The sequence below is a fragment of the Paracoccus alkanivorans genome, from assembly GCF_003697785.1.
In the GTDB taxonomy this organism is placed as follows: Bacteria; Pseudomonadota; Alphaproteobacteria; order Rhodobacterales; family Rhodobacteraceae; genus Paracoccus; species Paracoccus alkanivorans.
Genome location: NZ_QOKZ01000001.1, coordinates 583,627 through 601,160, shown reverse-complemented (window position 1 = coordinate 601,160; position 17,534 = coordinate 583,627). Strand labels below are relative to the sequence as shown.

Annotated in this window: 23 protein-coding genes and 1 pseudogene; 6 read left to right on the top strand and 18 right to left on the bottom strand. The window is 64.7% G+C overall.

Features of this window, described 5'->3' with window-relative positions:
• The first annotated feature begins 76 nt into the window (after positions 1-76).
• From C9E81_RS03035 to C9E81_RS03020, 4 genes are all read left to right on the top strand, one after another.
• Positions 77-1,132, top strand: a complete 1,056-nt coding sequence (locus tag C9E81_RS03035; protein ID WP_122110816.1) for a saccharopine dehydrogenase — start codon at positions 77-79, stop codon at positions 1,130-1,132.
• A gap of 1 nt (position 1,133) precedes the next feature.
• Complete coding sequence (locus tag C9E81_RS03030) at positions 1,134-2,273, top strand: saccharopine dehydrogenase family protein (protein ID WP_122110815.1); 1,140 nt, start codon at positions 1,134-1,136, stop codon at positions 2,271-2,273.
• 81 nt (positions 2,274-2,354) lie between these two features.
• Positions 2,355-3,560 carry a PQQ-dependent sugar dehydrogenase gene (locus C9E81_RS03025; RefSeq protein WP_122110814.1) on the top strand — a complete coding sequence of 402 codons (1,206 nt, stop codon included), beginning with the start codon at positions 2,355-2,357 and terminating at the stop codon, positions 3,558-3,560.
• Positions 3,561-3,620: 60 nt separating this feature from the next.
• Positions 3,621-5,159, top strand: coding sequence for an ATP-dependent DNA helicase (locus tag C9E81_RS03020; RefSeq protein WP_122110813.1), 1,539 nt, complete (start codon positions 3,621-3,623; stop codon positions 5,157-5,159).
• A 35-nt stretch (positions 5,160-5,194) separates the two neighbouring features.
• Here C9E81_RS03020 and C9E81_RS03015 read toward each other — a convergent pair whose 3' ends face one another.
• Both C9E81_RS03015 and C9E81_RS03010 read right to left on the bottom strand, forming a co-directional pair.
• A complete protein-coding gene (locus C9E81_RS03015) occupies positions 5,195-5,986 on the bottom strand; it encodes an EcsC family protein (protein WP_122110812.1) in 792 nt (263 codons plus the stop codon).
• A gap of 103 nt (positions 5,987-6,089) precedes the next feature.
• A pseudogene (locus tag C9E81_RS03010) lies at positions 6,090-6,566 on the bottom strand (GNAT family N-acetyltransferase); the annotation flags it as partial.
• Between the two features lie 446 nt (positions 6,567-7,012).
• Between C9E81_RS03010 and C9E81_RS03005 the strand changes: the two are divergent.
• The gene (locus C9E81_RS03005) at positions 7,013-7,615 is read left to right on the top strand and encodes a flavin reductase family protein (protein ID WP_122110810.1); all 603 of its coding nucleotides are present in this window, start codon (positions 7,013-7,015) and stop codon (positions 7,613-7,615) included.
• Entirely contained in the window at positions 7,612-8,145 is a 534-nt protein-coding gene (locus C9E81_RS03000) for an adenine phosphoribosyltransferase (RefSeq protein ID WP_122110809.1), read from the top strand. The genes C9E81_RS03005 and C9E81_RS03000 overlap by 4 nt, the downstream gene beginning before the upstream one ends.
• 18 nt (positions 8,146-8,163) lie before the next feature.
• On the opposite strand, the gene C9E81_RS02995 is transcribed toward C9E81_RS03000, so the two are convergent.
• The 16 genes from C9E81_RS02995 to C9E81_RS02925 form a co-directional block, all read right to left on the bottom strand.
• Positions 8,164-8,697: a hypothetical protein gene (locus C9E81_RS02995; protein ID WP_122110808.1), complete on the bottom strand. Its 534-nt coding sequence runs from the start codon at positions 8,695-8,697 to the stop codon at positions 8,164-8,166.
• Positions 8,694-9,122 carry a DUF2267 domain-containing protein gene (locus C9E81_RS02990; RefSeq protein ID WP_122110807.1) on the bottom strand — a complete coding sequence of 143 codons (429 nt, stop codon included), beginning with the start codon at positions 9,120-9,122 and terminating at the stop codon, positions 8,694-8,696. Before C9E81_RS02990 ends, C9E81_RS02995 begins: the two co-directional genes overlap by 4 nt.
• A 181-nt stretch (positions 9,123-9,303) precedes the next feature.
• Positions 9,304-9,525, bottom strand: a complete 222-nt coding sequence (rpmE, locus tag C9E81_RS02985; protein WP_122110806.1) for a 50S ribosomal protein L31 — start codon at positions 9,523-9,525, stop codon at positions 9,304-9,306.
• Positions 9,526-9,538: 13 nt separating this feature from the next.
• Positions 9,539-9,928: a 50S ribosomal protein L19 gene (gene rplS / locus C9E81_RS02980; protein WP_106692314.1), complete on the bottom strand. Its 390-nt coding sequence runs from the start codon at positions 9,926-9,928 to the stop codon at positions 9,539-9,541.
• A gap of 4 nt (positions 9,929-9,932) precedes the next feature.
• Complete coding sequence (gene trmD, locus C9E81_RS02975; RefSeq protein WP_122110805.1) at positions 9,933-10,817, bottom strand: tRNA (guanosine(37)-N1)-methyltransferase TrmD; 885 nt, start codon at positions 10,815-10,817, stop codon at positions 9,933-9,935.
• A complete protein-coding gene (locus tag C9E81_RS02970) occupies positions 10,814-11,608 on the bottom strand; it encodes a hypothetical protein (protein WP_122110804.1) in 795 nt (264 codons plus the stop codon). The genes trmD and C9E81_RS02970 overlap by 4 nt, the downstream gene beginning before the upstream one ends.
• A complete protein-coding gene (gene rimM, locus C9E81_RS02965) occupies positions 11,605-12,099 on the bottom strand; it encodes a ribosome maturation factor RimM (protein WP_122110803.1) in 495 nt (164 codons plus the stop codon). The genes C9E81_RS02970 and rimM overlap by 4 nt, the downstream gene beginning before the upstream one ends.
• Positions 12,100-12,102: 3 nt before the next feature.
• Positions 12,103-12,243 carry a hypothetical protein gene (locus C9E81_RS22825; RefSeq protein ID WP_166461796.1) on the bottom strand — a complete coding sequence of 47 codons (141 nt, stop codon included), beginning with the start codon at positions 12,241-12,243 and terminating at the stop codon, positions 12,103-12,105.
• A 51-nt stretch (positions 12,244-12,294) separates the two neighbouring features.
• Positions 12,295-12,666 (bottom strand): 30S ribosomal protein S16, encoded by a 372-nt coding sequence (gene rpsP, locus C9E81_RS02960; RefSeq protein ID WP_122110802.1) that lies wholly within the window; start codon positions 12,664-12,666, stop codon positions 12,295-12,297.
• Positions 12,667-12,703: 37 nt separating this feature from the next.
• A complete protein-coding gene (locus C9E81_RS02955) occupies positions 12,704-13,009 on the bottom strand; it encodes a chorismate mutase (RefSeq protein ID WP_106692318.1) in 306 nt (101 codons plus the stop codon).
• An 85-nt stretch (positions 13,010-13,094) separates the two neighbouring features.
• Positions 13,095-13,646, bottom strand: a complete 552-nt coding sequence (locus tag C9E81_RS02950; protein WP_122110801.1) for a GNAT family N-acetyltransferase — start codon at positions 13,644-13,646, stop codon at positions 13,095-13,097.
• Positions 13,643-14,152 (bottom strand): GNAT family N-acetyltransferase, encoded by a 510-nt coding sequence (locus C9E81_RS02945; protein WP_122110800.1) that lies wholly within the window; start codon positions 14,150-14,152, stop codon positions 13,643-13,645. The genes C9E81_RS02950 and C9E81_RS02945 overlap by 4 nt, the downstream gene beginning before the upstream one ends.
• A complete protein-coding gene (locus C9E81_RS02940; protein WP_122110799.1) occupies positions 14,149-14,670 on the bottom strand; it encodes a GNAT family N-acetyltransferase in 522 nt (173 codons plus the stop codon). The genes C9E81_RS02945 and C9E81_RS02940 overlap by 4 nt, the downstream gene beginning before the upstream one ends.
• Entirely contained in the window at positions 14,667-16,163 is a 1,497-nt protein-coding gene (ffh, locus tag C9E81_RS02935; protein ID WP_122110798.1) for a signal recognition particle protein, read from the bottom strand. Before ffh ends, C9E81_RS02940 begins: the two co-directional genes overlap by 4 nt.
• Before the next feature lie 205 nt (positions 16,164-16,368).
• Positions 16,369-16,785 (bottom strand): TonB family protein, encoded by a 417-nt coding sequence (locus tag C9E81_RS02930; RefSeq protein ID WP_122110797.1) that lies wholly within the window; start codon positions 16,783-16,785, stop codon positions 16,369-16,371.
• Positions 16,786-16,923: 138 nt separating this feature from the next.
• Positions 16,924-17,511: an FMN-dependent NADH-azoreductase gene (locus tag C9E81_RS02925; protein WP_122110796.1), complete on the bottom strand. Its 588-nt coding sequence runs from the start codon at positions 17,509-17,511 to the stop codon at positions 16,924-16,926.
• Positions 17,512-17,534: the final 23 nt, after the last annotated feature.

Here is a 17,534-nt window from a genome sequence, read left to right as displayed (position 1 = left end):
CCGCGTGGCGGGCCGGGGAAACTTGTTGCCCATGCTCCGTTGCTCTAGAACGGCCTGATCCTGGGCGGAGACGGATATGACACATCTATGGGTGCGGGCCGAGAGCCGCGAGAACGAGGATCGGGTGGGGATCACGCCGAAAGGTGTGGCCGCCCTGATCGCGGCGGGAATGCGGGTCACGGTCGAGGACAGCCCGCGCCGGGTCATCCCGACACAGGACTATGCCGGGGCAGGGGCAGAGATTGCGCCCGAGGGCAGCTGGCCCGCTGCTCCGGATGACGCGATCGTATTTGGCCTGAAGGAACTGCCCGAGGACGGTTCGCCCTTGCGCCACCGGCACATCATGTTCGGACATGCCTTCAAGGGCCAGTCCGCCGGGCGGGTATTGCTGCGGCGGTTCAAGGCAGGGGGCAGGGCGCTTTACGACCTTGAATATCTGCTGGACGAGAATGGCCGCAGGCTGGCGGCATTCGGTTATTGGGCGGGTTATGCAGGGGCGGCGGTGTCGCTGATGGCGTGGGCGGCGCAGCAGCGGGGCGGGATCTGCGGCCCGGTGCATGCCTATGCCGCGAAAGACGAGATGATCGGGGACCTGCGGGCGCGGCTGGATGCCACCGGGCTGCCGCGCCCCCGCGCGATCGTCATCGGTGCCAAGGGTCGGGTCGGAACCGGTGCCTCGGATCTTCTGACCGGGATGGGCGTTTCCGTCACGAGATGGGATATAGAAGAGACCGCGCATGGCGGCCCGTTCCCCGAGGTGCTCGCGCATGAGATTTTCATCAACGCGATTCTTGCCCGGCCCGGCGCGCCGGTCTTTGTGGCCGAGGGAGCAGTGGGCTCCGGGCGCGCGTTGCGGGTGATAGGCGATATTGCCTGTGATCCGGATAGCGAGTTTTCTCCGATCAAGGTCTATGACCGGGCGACGAGCTGGGACAAGCCGGTGCTGCGCGCGGCCGATACCCCTGAACTGGACGTGATGGCCATAGACAACCTGCCCTCGATGCTGCCGCGTGAATCATCCGAGGATTACGCCGCACAGCTTTTGCCCGTGCTGGAACTGCTCGATCGTCTGGACGCAGGGCCATGGGGCCGCGCCGAGGCGATCTTTCGCGAATATCTGAACGAGGTTTGACATGACCGTCCATTGGATCGGCACCGGCTTGAGCGCCATTCCGGGATTGCGGCGCCTGCTGCAATCAGGGGCCGGGGTCGTGGTCTGGAACCGGACCGAGGCCAGGGCCCGGGCCTCGGTCGGTGACTTGACCGGCGATATCCGCGCCTATGCGCCCGAGGCCCTGGAGGCGGCGCTTGGCCACGGTGATATCGTGGTTTCGATGCTGCCCGCCGATCAGCATGTGGCACTGGCCGGGATGGCGATCTCGAAGGGCGCGCATTTCGTCAGTTCCAGCTATATCGCGCCGGAGATGGCGGCGCTGGAGGACCGGGCCAAGGCTGCGGGCGTTGCGCTGGTGAACGAGGTCGGGCTGGATCCCGGCATCGATCACCTGATGGCCCATGATCTGGTCACGGATTACAGGCTGGCCGAGCAACCGGGCGATGCGGTGCGCTTCACCTCTTATTGTGGCGGGGTGCCGAAATATCCCAACCCGTTCCGCTACAAGTTCAGCTGGTCGCCTCTGGGCGTACTGCGGGCGCTGCGCTCGCCTTCGAGATCGCTGCGCGACGGGGAGTTGCGTGATGTCGCGCGACCATGGCACGCCATCGAACCCTATGATGCGCCCCTGCCCACGCCGGAACGTTTCGAGGTCTATCCCAATCGCGATTCGCTGCCCTTCATCCGGCAATACGGTTTCGACCCCGATTGGAATGTGCGGGATTTCGTGCGCGGCACCTTGCGGCTGAAGGGGTGGCAGCAGGCCTGGACACCGGTTTTCGAAGAGATCGAGACCTTGGAGGGCGATGCCGGAGAGGCGCGCCTGCGCGAGATGGCCGAGGAGTTCTGGCGCGACAATGCCTATGCCGAGACGGAACCGGACCGGGTGGTGCTGTTCGTTGCCCTGAAGGCCGAGCGCGAGGGCAAGACCGTCTGGCACAGGGAATGGGTGCTGGACGCGCATGGCAATGAAAAGGGCAGCGCGATGGCGCAGCTTGTTTCAGTGCCGGTCTCGCTGGCAGTGCAGGCGGTCGCGGATGGCCGCATCGCGCCCGGCGTGCATGCCGCGCCCGAGGATCCAGATCTGGTCGGCGACTGGCTGGTCGAGATCGGCCAGATCGCCCAGCACATGGCCAAGCTTGATCATCTGCGGGGATAGGCTAGGCTCCCCGGGAAGAGCGCGGGCCGCCCGCCCGCGTTCGGATGAGACATGACCCCGTTCAACCGGAAAGGGCCTAGCATGCCGCATGATTGTTCACTTGCCGCCGTCCGATCGACCGCCATTGTCGCAGCCGGGATTCTTGCCGGGCCCGCCTTTGCGCAGGATTTCAATGACGCTCCCCCCAATGCGCAGGGGCAGAGCCCGGCTTTCGAAAACCAGACCCGGGCGCCGGTGCTGCCGGACATGGCGCTGCAGCAGGAGGTCATTGCCGAGGGGCTGGAGAATCCCTGGGGCATGGCGCAGTTGCCCGATGGGTCCTGGCTGGTGACCGAACGGCCCGGCCGGTTGCGCCTGATTGGCGCCGATGGATCGGTTTCTGACCCGATTGCCGGGGTGCCAGAGGTCGACGGCCGCGATCAGGGCGGGCTTCTGGACGTGGCCATTGCCGATGATTTTTCCGCGACGCGGCAGATCTGGCTGAGCTTCTCGCAACCGCGAGAGGGGGGCAGGACCGCCACCGCGGTCGCCACCGGGAGCTTGTCCGCCGACGGAGCCGCAATCGAGGATGCGGAAGTGATCTGGCAGCAGGAACCGGCCTGGGATTCGACCAAGCATTACGGTTCGCGGCTGGTATTTGACGGGCAGGGCGGGCTGTTCGTGACAACCGGTGAACGTTCGGTCGATGACGCGCGCGTGCATGCGCAGAACGTGGCGACGACGCTTGGCAAGGTCGTCCGGATCGATCCGCAAAGCGGCGCTCCGATGGGGCAGCCGGGAGTGGAGGGGGCGTTGCCCGAGATCTGGTCATGGGGGCATCGCAACATCCAGGGGGCGGATATGGGGCCGGACGGGGCGCTGTGGACCGTCGAGCATGGACCAAGGGGCGGGGACGAGCTGAACCGCCCGCAGCCGGGCCGCAATTACGGCTGGCCGCGCGTGACCTATGGCGTCGAATATAGCGGGGAGCCGGTTGGCGATGGCGTCACGCAGATGGAGGGCACGGAACAGCCTGCCTATTACTGGGACCCGGTGATCGCGCCCGGCGGGATGAGTTTTTATGATGGCGCGATGTTTCCTGACTGGCAGGGCGACCTGCTGATCGGCGGACTGCAGGCCGGAGCGCTGGTCCGGCTCGAATTGTCTGATGGCCGCGTCACCGGAGAAGCCCGGCATCTGCAGGGAATCGGCCGGATCCGTGATGTCGAGGTGGCGGAGGATGGCTCGATCATGCTGCTGACCGATCAGGATGAAGGGGCGCTGGTACGGATAACGCCGGGGCAATAGCCTGGAGAACAGTGCCGGACGCCCCTTCGCTTTCCGGCCGCCACAGGCTACAGCTTGCGCATGACCGGCCAGACCCTTTCCACGACACCCGCGCTGTCCTCCGACCAGGCCGATGCCTGGGACCGGCTGGCCGAAACCTTCGCCGCCGCAGGCATTGACCTGACCGCCGAGGAACTCCGCCCGCCGCAACCCGGCAAGGGCCGGGTCATGGCGGTGATCGGCAAGGCCGGTTCGGGCAAGACGCTGATGCTGTCCGAAATCACCCGGGCCCTGCGCGAAGCCGGGGTCGAGATCGTCAGCGCCGATTACGAGGGCCGGCGCCGCAAGGACCGCCGCACCGTCGCGATCCTCGCCCCGACCAACAAGGCGGCTTTCGTGCTACGCACCCGTGGCGTACCGGCGACCACGATCCACCGCATCCTTTATACGCCCGTCTATGATCCGGAATACGAGCGCATCGCGGAATGGCTGACGGGCGAGGGAACCCGCCCCACTGTCGAGGGGCTGACCGATCTTGCCTTGGACCGCGCCAAGGCCTTCTACGACCAGCATGCCTCGATCCCCGGCGCGCTGGCGGCGGCGGGTCTGCGCGGATCGGATTTCATCAAGGGCTGGAAACGGCGCGAGGACGGGCTGGATATCGGCTTGATCGACGAGGCCTCGATGCTGGACGAGCGCCAGTTCGAGGATCTGCGCGAGATATTCCCGGTTCTGGTCCTGTTCGGGGATCCGGCCCAGCTTGCCCCGGTGGGCCAGTCGGGCGAGATGGTGTTCGACAGCCTTGCCGAATCGCAGCGCCTGATGCTGAGCCGGGTCCACCGGCAGGCCGATGACAGCCCGATCCTCGACCTGGCGCATGCGCTGTCCGACGGCAGCCTCGATTTCAGGGGCTTCGAGCAGATGGTCCGCGAGGCCGCCGACAGGGATCCCCGGGTGATCTGGGCCGAGCGGGTGGAATCCGACCTGATGGCCCGCAGCCCGGTGTTGGTCTGGCGCAATGCCACCCGGATCCGCCTGATCCATGCCTTCCGCACCGCTTTCGGCGCCCCCGGAGATGCGCTTCTGCCCGGAGAGCCGCTGATCTGCGACGGGCTCGAATTGCCGCTGAAACACCGCAAGAAGCGCATCGACCTGGAGGCGCGGGGTCTGATCAAGGGCGCGCAGGTCGTTTATCTGGGACCGGGACGCAAGCCCGGCTTTTCGCGTCTGCACGTGATCGGCGCCGAGGAACCGCGCCTGTCCGCCGCCAGCATCGTCAAGATCGAGATGCCCGACGCCGAAGAGCCCTTCATCCCCTTCGCCGCCCGCATGGGCGCGGCCTTCCTGCATGGCGCGGCGGTCACGATCCACAAGGCGCAGGGTTCGCAATGGCCCGATGTGCAGGTCTTTGCCCCCGATATCGGCGCCGCCGCATGGTCGAACCGCAGCGAGGCGGGGATCCCGTTGTGGAAACGTCTGACCTATGTCGCCATCACCCGCGCGCAGGAACGGCTTTACTGGGTCACCCGCCCGCGCCTCGCCCGCCCGTCAGGCGGGCTTTCCACCGCGGATCTGGAGGTGTCGACGGCACCCCTCACGCTCGAAAGTGATCAAGCCTGACCGCCCTTCTTCTTTGCTCAAATACCTGTCGGCGCTCAAGCCCGGCGCACCGCCCGCCCGTTCTCGATCCGCTCGATCGACAGCCGCAGGGCCTCGACCAGCGCTTCCTGCGGGATCCCGGATTCCTGCGCCAGCCGCATGATTCCGAAATGCACCCGCGCCACCTCCTGGTAATAGCGCGCGAAAGTGTAGTTGATCGAGGCGCCGACAAAGGCGCCAAGGACCGGCGCGGCCTGCGCGGCCAGTTTCTGCCCCAGTGAGATCGACAGCTTCGGCGCCACCTTGCTGATCAGCCCCTGCACGGTCTGCCCGGTCACCGAAAGCCGTACCGCGAGCAGCCCGAAATCGGTGCCGTCATCATCTTCCATCGGCCCGGCGGCAGCAAAGACGCGCAAGCATTCCATCCGCACCTCTTCGCTGTCGGGGTCAAGCCCATGTTCATCGGCGATTTCCAGCATCGCCCGCAACAGCAATGTTACCGTCACCGGCAGTTCCACCATGGCCCCGGCAAAGCCACCGGCGCCGCCCGCCGCGCCGCTGAAGGTGGTGGTGAGCCGGTTGAACCAGTCGCCACGGTCGCGCAGGACCCGACGTGATCCCGATGCCGCCGTAAACGCCCGCATCAGGGCCATCCGGGTCAGCCGGTCCAAGCGCTTGCGGACGAATTCCGGCAATCGCCCAATCAGCCCCTCGGCGCTGTTGCCGACAAGGTTGAGAAGCTCCATGCCCAGCCCCCCGGCATCGGTGTAACGCCGCGCCAGCCGGTCGATCTGCTCATGAACGCTCGGGTCGTTGATCGGAGGCAGCACCTGCTGCTGTTTGGTCATCATCTTGCCTGTCTCTCGGCCGCCTTGTTTCGTGACATGTCGCATCGATATGGGGAGGCTCGGCATCTTCTGCCAGTGCGGGCGTGTTTTCGGCTTCCGCTTCGCGCGTGACCTGTCCGGCGATTCCGGCCCAGGCTCCATCCTGGAGCTCCAGCCCCAGGACCCGGTCCGGGTTGGTGGGCGGCGGCATCTCGACGCCCTCGAGGCGGGTGAAGCCGAAGCGCGAATAATAGGGCGCATCGCCGACCAGCAGCACCCGCGCCCAGCCCATGTCGCGGGCGCGGGCAAGGCTGTCGCGCATCAGCAGCCCGCCCAGCCCCTCGCCCTGCGCGGTCGGGTGAACGGCGATCGGACCCAGCAGCAGGGCAGGGTGTCCACCCACGCGCACCGGCCAATAACGGATCGCGGCCTGCAGGAAGCCGCCCTGATCGCGCAGCAGCAGGCATAGATTCGCAACCCGGTCCACACCCTCTCGCAGACGATAGGACGAAAGCGCCGTGCGCCCCGGCGCAAAGCACAGATCGTAAAGTGTCTCGACCTCGTATTCATCTGCAGGCGTTTCGGGGCGGATTTCGAACATGGCGGCTCCGTTTTTCGGGGCTTTAGCATTTTCAGGATAGCGGGACACCGGTTTTCCGTTCGAAAATGCGCAAATGCAGATGTGATGTAGCGGGATCACCCTGAAACGATCATGCCACCGGCAAGGCTTTCCCTCCGCCCGGAATCAAGGACCGCAGGCCCGCCGGGCAGCGCCCGACCGCCCCCATGGGCGGGCGCTTTGGTGCAACTTGTATTGCCATTTCAGCTTTGTCCGGGATTGCGGCATAAACCGTGAAGCACAGCCGTCTGAGCGCCCACCCGCGGTCAGGCGCTGCCCGGCCATGTCGGGAACGAGCCGCATTCCCGTCAGGGCAGATTCGTTGTCCGGTTGTCCGGCCATATCACGAGGGGCCGGCACAGGGGACATTGCACAGACCGAAAAGCGGTGGCAGGTTGAGCGGCAGGTTCAGCCAAAGGCGAAAATCAATGTTCTACCGACCCGAGGCTGGCCATGGCCTCCCGCATAACCCTTTCAACGCACTTGTCGCACCCCGTCCCATCGGCTGGATTTCGTCACGAGGCGGGCAGGGCGATAATCTTGCGCCCTATTCCTTTTTCAACGCGGTGGCCTATGTGCCGCCACAGGTGATGTTCGCCTCGACCGGGGCCAAGCCCGACCGCAAGGGCACTAAGGACAGCGTCGCGCAGATCATCGAAACCGGCGTATTCTGCGTGAATATCGCCACCGGGGATCTGCGCGAGCAGGTGAATGCCAGTTCCGCGCCGCTTACCGCCGGCGTCAACGAATTCGAGGCCGCCGGGATAGAGGCCGCTGAATGCGAAAGCATCGACTGCCCGCGTGTTGCCGGGGCCGCGGCGGCGCTGGAATGCCGCATGACGCGGGTTCTGCCGCTGGCGGGCAAGGCGAATTTCGTCGTGCTCGGCGTGGTGACAGGGGTGCATATCCGTGACGATTGCATCGTCGAGGGCCGGTTCGATCCGCGTGCGGCGGGCGGCTGGATCGCCCGTCTCGGCTACAAGGACTATACCGCCGTGCAGGAGCTTTTCGAAATGGAACGCCCCGGATGAGCAGGACCGTCAAGGATTACATCCGCAGCATCGCCGATTTTCCGCATGAGGGGATCGTTTTCCGCGACGTCACCACGCTTTTCGCCGATGCGCGCGGTTTCCGCATGGCCATCGACCAGCTTCTGCACCCTTATGCGGGCGTGCGAATCGACCGGGTGGCGGGGCTGGAGGCGCGGGGGTTCATCCTTGGCGGCGCGCTTGCGCATCAGCTTTCGACAGGCTTCGTGCCGATCCGCAAGAAGGGCAAGCTGCCCGGCACCGTAATTTCCGAAGCCTATCAGCTTGAATATGGCGAGGCGGTAATGGAGATCCATGACGATGCCCTGCAGCCGGGCGAACGGGTGCTGATCGTCGATGACCTGCTGGCCACCGGCGGCACGGCCGAGGCTGGGATCAAGCTATGCCGCCGCCTTGGCGCCGAGGTGATCGGCTGCGCCTTCGTGATCGACCTGCCGGAACTGGGTGGACGCAAGCGGCTTGAGGAGATGGGAATGCCGGTCCATGCGCTGTGCGAGTTCGAGGGCGCGTGACGCCCGAAGCTGCGGGTATTAGGGGCGGCGCGACCTCTGGCGCGATGCCCGGATCTTTCCGATCACCATGACCCCGCCTGCCAACAACCCGAACAGCCCGCCCATATAGCTGAAATCATGCATCAGTCCTGCCCGTGCGAAGGCGGTGGGGTCGGAAACCTCCCACCCCGCCATCCAGCCGGGCAGGTGACCTTCTTGGATCGCAAGATATCCGGCAGCAAGCGCACCGAGTCCGGTCAGCAAGGCTATCGCGACCACCATCAGGGCGGCGAGCAGAAAGGTCCGGACGAAGGCTCCGGTTCCGCGCATGGCAAGCGAAAGCAGGCAGATTGGCAGGCCGATGACGATCCCCATCCACCACGACGCCTGCCAGCCGACGATCGCCGCGCCAAGGCGGCTCTGCAGTTCAGGCTGGATCCCGAACTGGATGAACTTGAACTCGTGGAAATAACCCGGCGAGACTGAATAGGAAATCTGGTTGTGAACCATGCCGTAGAGACCCGCGAGGATACAGGCGGCGGCGATCAGGAAAGGGGCAAGAAGCAGTTTCAACCGGGTATCCTTGCCCAAAGTGCCTGCGCCTCCGGCTCCATTCTGGACAATACCCTGTCGAAATCGATTTCCCTGACCTCGGTTCGTATTCCCCAGACCAGATCATCCAGAATGCCCTCTGGCGCGAAATTGTGGTCCCGCCTGAGCGTCCTGATTTCCAGTTCCAGCTCATTGCGGGAAACCCAGGGTTTCAGCGGCGCGGTGATATCCCAACGCGAGACCAGAACTGCCCTCATGACCGCTGGCAGTTCGTCCCCGAATTCCAGCACCAGCCGAGGCGGGACACGGCTGCGAAATGCCCGGAAAAGTCCATCCAGCGCCGTGTATATGACGTTGTCGCTGTCGATCAGCGTTCGCTTGCGCATCGTTTCGAGGAAGCGGCGCCATTCATCCGTTGCGTGCCGATAGGTGAAGGGCATGGGCATTGCCGATCTCTTTCGTTCGTGGCCATCGCGGGAATTTGTCGGGATGGGATGGCGGCAAGTCAATCCCGGTTCCGTCCCCGATGATTCACTCGATGCTGTTCTCCGAGCTGTTTTCCGGGGGAGCGCAACGAAAAACGCCGCCCCTTGGGACGGCGTTTCGCATCGCGACAGCGTGGCTGGATCAGAAGCCCAGGCCCGCGTATTTCGACTTGAATTTCGACACGCGGCCGCCGGTGTCCATCAGGCGCGAAGAGCCGCCGGTCCATGCGGGATGCGAGGTCGGATCGATGTCGAGCGTCATCGTGTCGCCTTCCGAACCCCAGCTGGAGCGGGTCTGGTAGGTGGTGCCGTCGGTCATCTTGACCTCGATCATGTGGTAGTCGGGATGGATATCCTTTTTCATCGGGGGCCTCCGTTCACGCGTTTGCTTCAGCGCCCGACTTGGGCTTGTAGTTGGTTTTCTCGACGATACGGGCGGATTTGCCGCGACGATCGCGCAGGTAATACAGTTTGGCGCGGCGGACCTTGCCGCGGCGGACGACCGTGATCGCGTCGATATTGGTCGAATAGAGGGGGAACACACGCTCCACGCCCTCGCCAAAGCTGATCTTGCGGACGGTGAAGCTGGCGCCGATGCCGCTGCCGCCCTTGCGCGAGATGCAGACGCCTTCATAGTTCTGCACGCGGGTCCGGGTGCCCTCGGTCACCTTGTAGCCGACGCGGATTGTGTCGCCGGCCTTGAAGTCCGGGATGGTCTTGCCAAGCTCGGCGATTTGCTCGGCTTCGAGTTCTGCGATCAGATTCATCGCTTTATTCCTTTTCTGGCTCGCGGTGGCCCCGCGATTGGTCTGATGCGCCCGAGAGCTGTCGGTCCTTTGCCGGGTCCATGTCCGCCGCCTGTCCGGGGTGATGCCCCGCGGCGTCGGCCCATGCCCGCCACAGGTCGGGGCGGCGTTCCTTGGTCAGCCTTTCGGCCTCTGCTTCCCTCCAAGCGGCAACAGCCGCGTGATTTCCGGACAGCAGAACCTCCGGTATCTCGCGGCCTTCCCATTGGGCGGGCTTCGTATACTGAGGATGTTCCAGAAGACCCCGGTTGCCGATGGAAAAGGACTCCTCGGCCAGCGAATCCTGATTCCCCAGCACGCGCGGTATAAGCCGAACGGTTGCGTCGATCAAGACCTGTGCCGCGATCTCTCCGCCGGTCAGGACATAATCGCCGATACTGACTTCCTCGACATCATGGGCGTCGAGAACGCGCTGGTCAACGCCCTCGAAACGCCCGCATATCAGCGTGACGCCGGGACCTTCCGCCAGGGTGCGGGCGCGGGCCTGCGTCAGGGGGCGGCCGCGGGGGGACATGTAGATGACCGGACCGGCGGGGCCGCCCTGCTTCGCCTCGCGCAGCGCCGCATCCATGACATCGGCGCGGATCACCATGCCCGCACCGCCGCCCGCCGGGGTGTCATCGACATTGCGGTGCTTGCCCACTCCGAATTCGCGCAGCGGGATGGTCTGCAGGTTCCACAATCCCTGCGCCAGGGCCTTGCCGGTCAGCGACAGGCCGAGAATGCCGGGGAATGCCTTGGGGAAGAGCGTCACGATCCTTGCGGTCCAGACGCCCTCGACCTGCGGTTCGGCCATCAATTCGCGCGGGCGAAGGCTGGGCTTCGCCTTCAGGCGGCCATGGGATTTCATCGTTGCTTGTCCTTGTCCGGCGCGGCCAGCAGTGCCTGCTTGGCTGCCGCCAGGGCGTCCTCGTCCAGGTCGCCGCGATTCAGCTCGATCAGGCGTTCGATCAGGTCGGGCGCGGGGCTGCGGTGCCGATGTGTGAGGGGGTGAAGCATCCGGTTGTCCGGCAGGCTCAGGAAATCGACGAAAACCTGCGCAAGGCCGAAGGGCTGATCGGCCAATGTCTCCATCCCGTTCACCTGCAGATCAAGATCGGGCAGAGCGGCACGAATCGCTGCCAATGTGTGCTCGAAACCGTTCCGGGTCAGGCGGGCGACAAAACTGTCCCGATCCTCGGTCAATCGGACCGCCCTGATTTTTCGGGCCAGATGGGCATGGATGCTGACGGCCCAGTGATGCGTGCGGCGTGTCGTCAGGCAGACGCTCAATTGCAGCGGTTGCGGCAGGGCCTGCATCGCCTCCCGATAGGTGGTGATAAGTGCGGCGGCAAAGGGATAGGGATAGGGATCCTGCGCGCGCGGCATCGGACCCAGCAGGTTCTCGTCGCTGATGATCAGGTCGCGGTCGCCAAGCGGCAGGGCGGTGAGAAGTTGTTGCAAATCCTCGCGGATCACCTGCAGCACATCGCGGTCGCCCAATTGATGAAAGCGCCAGACCCAACGAGAGATCTCGCGCGTTTGGGCAGGCAACAGCACCGCCGCAGCCGGTTCGATCGCGGCGCGGTTGTCTTCAAGGAATTTCTGCACGCTGGTCGTGCCGGTCTTGTGCAGTCCCAGATGCAGCAGAACCCGGGTCATTCGTCCGAGCCGGGCGGGTCCGCGATGATCCGGCCCGCCTTGAGATCGACGGTGGGAACGATGGCGCGGGTAAAGGGCAGCAACAGCAATTCGCGGCCGGTGACTTCCAGGATGTCGCCCGCGCCGTGATCATAGATCGCGCGAACCCGCCCGAGGGGCTGTCCCCCGGTATCGAAGACCTCCAGCCCGATCAGATCTGTATGGTAGTATTCATCGTCCGGCAGCGAGGGCAGGGCTTCGCGCGGGGCCCAGAGGGTCGTGCCGCGCAGGGCCTCGGCCTGTTCACGGGTCGAAACACCCGACAACCGCGCGCCGAACCCGCCGGTCACTGGGCGGGTCAGCTTGACGGTAAAGGATCGGTCCCCGCCCTCGGTCGTCAGGGGGCCATAGCTGGCGATGTCGCGGGGCTCGGTGCAAAAGCTTTTGAGCCGCACCTCGCCCTTGACGCCGAAGGCTCCGGCGATTGCTCCGACACAGGTCTTGTCCGTCATGGGTTATCCCCTGTCGCAGATGCCGGTCTTGTCCCAACTGCCGCCGAGATCCAGGCAGCGGTCCTTTTGCAGCGACCTTTCGGTCAGTATCCCGGCGATGAAGGCCATTACCGCAAACATCATGATTCTGAACAGCCGTAGCATGGGTATCCCCCGGCGGAAGGGCCCGCATCCGATGCGGGCCTGCGCTGGTGATTACTCGGCGGCTTCGTCTGCCGGAGCTTCGGCGGGTGCGGCCTTCGCGGCCTTTTCCTCGGCGCGCTTCTTGGCCTTGTCGCCGGGCTCGGCCTTTTTCATGTTCTTGCGCTCGGCCTTTTCCTTGACGCCGGCCGCTTCGAGAAAGCGGGCGATGCGGTCGGTCGGCTGTGCGCCCTGATCCAGCCAGTGCTGGACGCGCTCCATGTCCATCTTGACGCGGTCTTCGCTGTCTTTCGGCAGAAGCGGGTTATAGGTACCCAGCTTTTCCAGGAAGCGGCCGTCGCGGGGCATGCGCGAGTCGGTTGCGACGATGGCGTAATGGGGGCGCTTCTTGCTGCCGCCACGGGCCAGACGGATTTTCATTGCCATTGGTTTTCTCCTTTGAAATGGCGGGGAGAGGGCGTTTTCATTTGCCCTCTGGTTGCAGTCCTTCGTGATGCCGGATCACTTCGGCGATCACGAAATTCAGGAATTTGCGCGCGAATTCCGGGTCGAGATCGGCCTCGCGCGCGAGGCGTTCCAACCGTTCGATCTGCTGCGCTTCGCGCGTCGGATCGGAGGGAGGAAGATCGTGGGCGGCCTTGAGACGGCCGACGGATTGGGTGTGCTTGAACCGTTCGGCCAGCGTATAGACCAGGATCGCGTCCAGCCGGTCGATGCTGGCGCGATGCTCTTTAAGCAGTTCGGCGGCACGGGTGACGGGATCGGTCATGCGCTGACTCCTGTGGCAAGCTTGGCGGCGGGGGCTGTCTGCCCCCGCGCCCCCGAAGGTATTTGGACAAAGAAGAAGGCGGGATTCATGTCGCGGTTTCCCTGATCCGGTCGGGCGCCGGGTGACGATAGACAAGGCAGGGTTCGTCGAATTCGGGAACCGGGGCGTTGCCGTCCCGGGCCGCGCCGAGGCGTTCGACCAACGCGATGGAGCGGGCGTTGTCCGGATGGATATAGCTGACCGTGCCGTTCCAGCCGAGCGCCTGATAGGCATGGTCGCGGGCGGCCAAGGCGGCCTCGCAAGCATAACCCTTGCCCTCAGCGGCGGGAGACCAGATCGTCCAGCCGATCTCGCGCTCGGGCCAGCCTTCGGGGAACCAGGGGCCGGTCATGCCGAGCGGAGTATCATCCCCTTTCAGGGTAAAGACGAACATGCCCCAGCCACGCATGACCCAATGACCGATGATATGGCCAAAGGCGCGCCAACTGTCCGAGGGTTTGATTTGTGGTCCGCCACCGATGAAACGCGCGCGTTCCGACAGGTGGAATTCGCGCCAATGCGGCCAATCGCCGGCACAGGGCGCGCGCAGGCAGAGCCGCTCGGTGGACAGGGACGGGGCGGGGGACAGCAGGATCATGCCGGGACCTCTGCCGTGGGGATGGCGTAGATGTCCCGGGCGATGCCGTCGGGGAAGGTCTCGCGGCGTGTCTTTGCACCGCCCAGAGCCTCGGTCAGGCGGCGCGCGGCGATGTTCTCGTCGCGGAAATGGGTCTCGACCACCTTCCGGCCAAGCCTGTCCCGCGCCCATGCGAGAACCGCGCGGGAGGCTTCCTGTGCGATGCCGGTGCCGCGCGCTTCGGGCAGAAGCCACCATGTGAGTTCATGGCCTGGCCAGCCCTCGGGGTGGACGATGCCACAGCCGCCGAGCGCCTCGCTATTGCAGGTAATAGTGAATTTGCCGAAACCCTTCAGCACCCAATGGCCGATATCGCGGCAAAGCACGCCATACGCCTGGTCGCGGCGCAGTGGGCCGCCATAGAAATGCGATGCCTCGGCATCCGCGAAAAAGCGGGCATAGGCGTCGAGATCCTCGGCGTTGGGTGCGCGCAAGATCAGGCGACCTGTTGTCAGGACCGGGGTCATGCCGCGTCCTTCACATGGCGATAGATCAGCACCGGGTGCCCCAGCAATTCGCCTTCGCGCTCGATCGTTGCACCGAGGCGTTCGGCGAGCGCGCGCGAGCGGGTGTTCTGAGGGTCGATATGCGAAATCAGCGGCGCGAAGCCCATCGGGCCCTGGGCATGGTCGCGGGCCCTGAGCGCGGCCTCATGGGCGAGGCCACGGCCCTCGAAACCTTCATAGATATGCCAGCCGAGTTCGGGTTCGGACCAGCCCTCGGGTTTGATCACGCCAACACGACCAGCAGTCGCGCCGGTGGCCTTGTCCTCGACGACCCAGAAGCCATGACCGAACAGCATCCAATGGCCGACGGCCGAGGAAAAGCTGCGCCATGCCCCCCATCGGTCGAACGGACCGCCGACGAAGCGGGCACGCTCGGAGGCGGCGAATTTCGCATGCGCCTCGAAATCCGACATGCGCGGTTCGCGCAGGATCAGGCGTTCGGTTTCGAGAACCGGGATATCGACGGAAAGCGTGGTCATTTCTTGCCGAACAGTCCCGAAAGACCGCCGGGCAGCCCGGCCTTGCCGAGATCGCCGCCCAGACCCTTGGGATCCTGCAGCATCTTGGTTGCCTCGGCCATTTTTGCCGGATCGACATTCTCCATGTCGGGCAAGCCGCCGCCCTTGCCGGTCATCGCGCGCATCGCCTGTTTCAGCATGCCGCCCTTGCCCATCTTGCCGAGCTTCTTCATCGTATCAGCCATTTGGCGCTGCATCTTCAGAAGCCGGTTCAACTCGGCCACATCCAGGCCGGCGCCCGAGGCAATGCGTTTCTTGCGGCTGGCCTGCAGGATCGCGGGATTGGCTCGCTCTTTCCTGGTCATCGAGTTGATGAGCGCGATCTGGCGGCGGATGGCACTGTCGTCCATGCCTGCCTGCTCGGCCTGCTTGGCCATTTTCTGCATGCCTGGCATCATGCCCATGATTGATTGCATGCCACCCATCTTCTGCATCTGCTCAAGCTGGCCGCGCAAGTCGTTCATGTTGAACAGGCCCTTCTGGAAGCGCTTCATCATGCGCTCGGCCTGCTCGACCTCCAGCACTTCCTGCGCTTTCTCGACCAGCGCGACGATATCGCCCATGCCGAGGATGCGGCCAGCGACGCGCTGCGCATCGAAGCCTTCCAGCGCGTCCATCTTTTCGCCCAGGCCCACGAAGCGGATCGGCTTGCCGGTGACGGCGCGCATGGACAGGGCCGCGCCGCCGCGACCGTCGCCGTCCATCCGGGTCAGCACCACGCCCGACACGCCGATCTTGCCGTCGAACTCGGTGGCGACATTGACCGCGTCCTGCCCGGTCAGGCCATCGACGACCAGCAGGGTCTCGCGCGGCTGCGCGATGTCGCGGACGGCTTGCACCTCGTCCATCAGCACCTGGTCGATATGCAGCCGGCCAGCGGTGTCCAGCATGAAGACGTCATAGCCGCCCAAGGCCGCCTGCTGCTTGGCGCGTTTGGCGATCTGGGTGGCGGTCTCGCCCGGCACGATGGGCAGGGTATCGACGCCGATCTGCTGGCCGAGGATCGCAAGCTGCTCCATCGCCGCCGGGCGGTTGGTATCGAGACTCGCCATCAGCACGCGCTTCTTCTCGCGCTCCTTCAGGCGCTTGGCGAGCTTCGCGGTGGTGGTCGTCTTGCCCGAGCCCTGCAGGCCGACCATCAGGATCGGGGCGGGCGGATTGTCGATGCGCAGGGCTTCGGGTTCGTCCTCGCCCTGCAGGACCTTGATCAGTTCGTCATGGACGATCTTGACGACCTGCTGGCCGGGAGTGACGGATTTGGTGACCGCCGCGCCGGTGGCCTTCTGCGTCACCGACTTCACGAAGCTACGGGCGACCGGCAGCGAAACATCCGCTTCGAGCAGAGCCACCCGCACCTCGCGCATGGCGGCGGTAACGTCGTCCTCGGACAATGCGCCCTGCTTGGTCAGCCGGTCGAAGACTCCGCCAAGCCGGTCGGAAAGGTTCTCGAACATGGGCCACGCCTCCTGCGGTCCGATGGATGGCCCGACGGGCCGGTGCAAAACACGAATGCCCCCGTGGGCGCAACGCGCTGACGGGGGGCGATCCCCGCAATTCACGGGGACCGGAAGGGTGGTCCTTCCGGGAATTCGAGACGGAGATATGCAAAAACGGCACCCGAGTCAATGAGGGGGCCGAACTTTGGGCAGTTGGTCGAAGTCAGCGCCGAACCGTGTCCAGTTGCAGCGTAAAACTGATCGCCTGTCCCTGCATGTCGGCGGTAAAGGGTGCGACCTGCTTCGTGCGCGAGGCGGCCCGGATGATGGCCTTGTCCAGAGCCGCGTTGCCGGAGGTCTTCACAAGGCGGATGTCCGTGATCTGTCCGTTTCGGGCGACGGTAATCCCAAGGGCCGGCGACACCTTGCTTGCTATGCCATGGACAGCCAGGGAGGAATCGGCTGTGCGGATGTTCCGCATTAGCTCGTTGTTCAGCATATCCGCCCATTCGCGAGAATTGGTCGGCGCAGCATCTGCGCTGCCGCCGAAAGAGGTCTGGGCTTCAGCGGTCGGAATGAGGGAGGGAACAGCGCAGATCGACAGAAACAGGGCGATGGCGGGCAAAGTATTTTGTAGCATGAATGACCTTTTGTCGTATAGTATCGAATGAATTCAAGGTCGTCATTATAAGGTCAGCCCGCCGCCAAGTCGATGCATCCGCGTCAGGTCGAATTTGCCAGGCCGGCGCGACCTCTGCCACGCCGGCCCCGATCGAAATCAGGCCGCCAATGCACTCACCGCCTCTTGCGCGCGGGCCAGGCCCGCATCGCGATCCATGGCCAGGCGGTCGGCAGCGACGAAAGTGACATCGGTGATGCCGAGGAAGCCCAGCATGTGCCGCAGGTAATCCGAGGCGAAGTCGATATCCGAGCCGATCGGCGTGCCGGCCGAGCTATAGGCGATGATGGCGCGCTTGCCCTTCAGCAGCCCTTCGGGGCCAGCCTCGGTATAGCGGAAACTGATCCCGGCGCGGGCGATCTGGTCGATCCAGTTCTTCAGTTGCGCGGTCAGGGTGAAATTGTAGACGGGAGAGCCGATCACCAGCACATCCGCGTCCTGCACCTCTTTCAGATAGGCGTCCGAGATCGCGACCAGCTTCTGCTGTTCAGCCGTCGGGTTCTCGGGGGCGAGGCGGACGGCCTTGTACCAATCGGTATCGATCGCGGGAACGCCCTCGTTCAGGTCGCGATAGGTGACTGTCGCAGCCGGATTGTCGCCTTTCAGCTTCGCCACGATATCGGCGGTCAGCTTGCGCGAGACGGAATCCTCGCCGGTCACGGCACTGTCGAGATGAAGAATATGCATGTCTGTGAATCCTCTGGGTTTGG

Excerpts from the sequence above, each read along its gene's own strand:
- C9E81_RS03035 (WP_122110816.1), top strand. The coding sequence starts at position 77 with ATGACACATCTATGGGTGCGGGCCGAGAGCCGCGAGAACGAGGATCGG.
- C9E81_RS03030 (WP_122110815.1), top strand. The coding sequence starts at position 1,134 with ATGACCGTCCATTGGATCGGCACCGGCTTGAGCGCCATTCCGGGATTG.
- C9E81_RS03025 (WP_122110814.1), top strand. The coding sequence starts at position 2,355 with ATGCCGCATGATTGTTCACTTGCCGCCGTCCGATCGACCGCCATTGTC.
- C9E81_RS03020 (WP_122110813.1), top strand. The coding sequence starts at position 3,621 with ATGACCGGCCAGACCCTTTCCACGACACCCGCGCTGTCCTCCGACCAG.
- C9E81_RS03015 (WP_122110812.1), bottom strand. The coding sequence starts at position 5,986 with ATGACCAAACAGCAGCAGGTGCTGCCTCCGATCAACGACCCGAGCGTT.
- C9E81_RS03005 (WP_122110810.1), top strand. The coding sequence starts at position 7,013 with ATGTTCTACCGACCCGAGGCTGGCCATGGCCTCCCGCATAACCCTTTC.
- C9E81_RS03000 (WP_122110809.1), top strand. The coding sequence starts at position 7,612 with ATGAGCAGGACCGTCAAGGATTACATCCGCAGCATCGCCGATTTTCCG.
- C9E81_RS02990 (WP_122110807.1), bottom strand. The coding sequence starts at position 9,122 with ATGCCCATGCCCTTCACCTATCGGCACGCAACGGATGAATGGCGCCGC.
- rpmE (WP_122110806.1), bottom strand. The coding sequence starts at position 9,525 with ATGAAAAAGGATATCCATCCCGACTACCACATGATCGAGGTCAAGATG.
- rplS (WP_106692314.1), bottom strand. The coding sequence starts at position 9,928 with ATGAATCTGATCGCAGAACTCGAAGCCGAGCAAATCGCCGAGCTTGGC.
- trmD (WP_122110805.1), bottom strand. The coding sequence starts at position 10,817 with ATGAAATCCCATGGCCGCCTGAAGGCGAAGCCCAGCCTTCGCCCGCGC.
- C9E81_RS02970 (WP_122110804.1), bottom strand. The coding sequence starts at position 11,608 with ATGACCCGGGTTCTGCTGCATCTGGGACTGCACAAGACCGGCACGACC.
- rimM (WP_122110803.1), bottom strand. The coding sequence starts at position 12,099 with ATGACGGACAAGACCTGTGTCGGAGCAATCGCCGGAGCCTTCGGCGTC.
- C9E81_RS22825 (WP_166461796.1), bottom strand. The coding sequence starts at position 12,243 with ATGCTACGGCTGTTCAGAATCATGATGTTTGCGGTAATGGCCTTCATC.
- rpsP (WP_122110802.1), bottom strand. The coding sequence starts at position 12,666 with ATGGCAATGAAAATCCGTCTGGCCCGTGGCGGCAGCAAGAAGCGCCCC.
- C9E81_RS02955 (WP_106692318.1), bottom strand. The coding sequence starts at position 13,009 with ATGACCGATCCCGTCACCCGTGCCGCCGAACTGCTTAAAGAGCATCGC.
- C9E81_RS02950 (WP_122110801.1), bottom strand. The coding sequence starts at position 13,646 with ATGATCCTGCTGTCCCCCGCCCCGTCCCTGTCCACCGAGCGGCTCTGC.
- C9E81_RS02945 (WP_122110800.1), bottom strand. The coding sequence starts at position 14,152 with ATGACCCCGGTCCTGACAACAGGTCGCCTGATCTTGCGCGCACCCAAC.
- C9E81_RS02940 (WP_122110799.1), bottom strand. The coding sequence starts at position 14,670 with ATGACCACGCTTTCCGTCGATATCCCGGTTCTCGAAACCGAACGCCTG.
- ffh (WP_122110798.1), bottom strand. The coding sequence starts at position 16,163 with ATGTTCGAGAACCTTTCCGACCGGCTTGGCGGAGTCTTCGACCGGCTG.
- C9E81_RS02930 (WP_122110797.1), bottom strand. The coding sequence starts at position 16,785 with ATGCTACAAAATACTTTGCCCGCCATCGCCCTGTTTCTGTCGATCTGC.
- C9E81_RS02925 (WP_122110796.1), bottom strand. The coding sequence starts at position 17,511 with ATGCATATTCTTCATCTCGACAGTGCCGTGACCGGCGAGGATTCCGTC.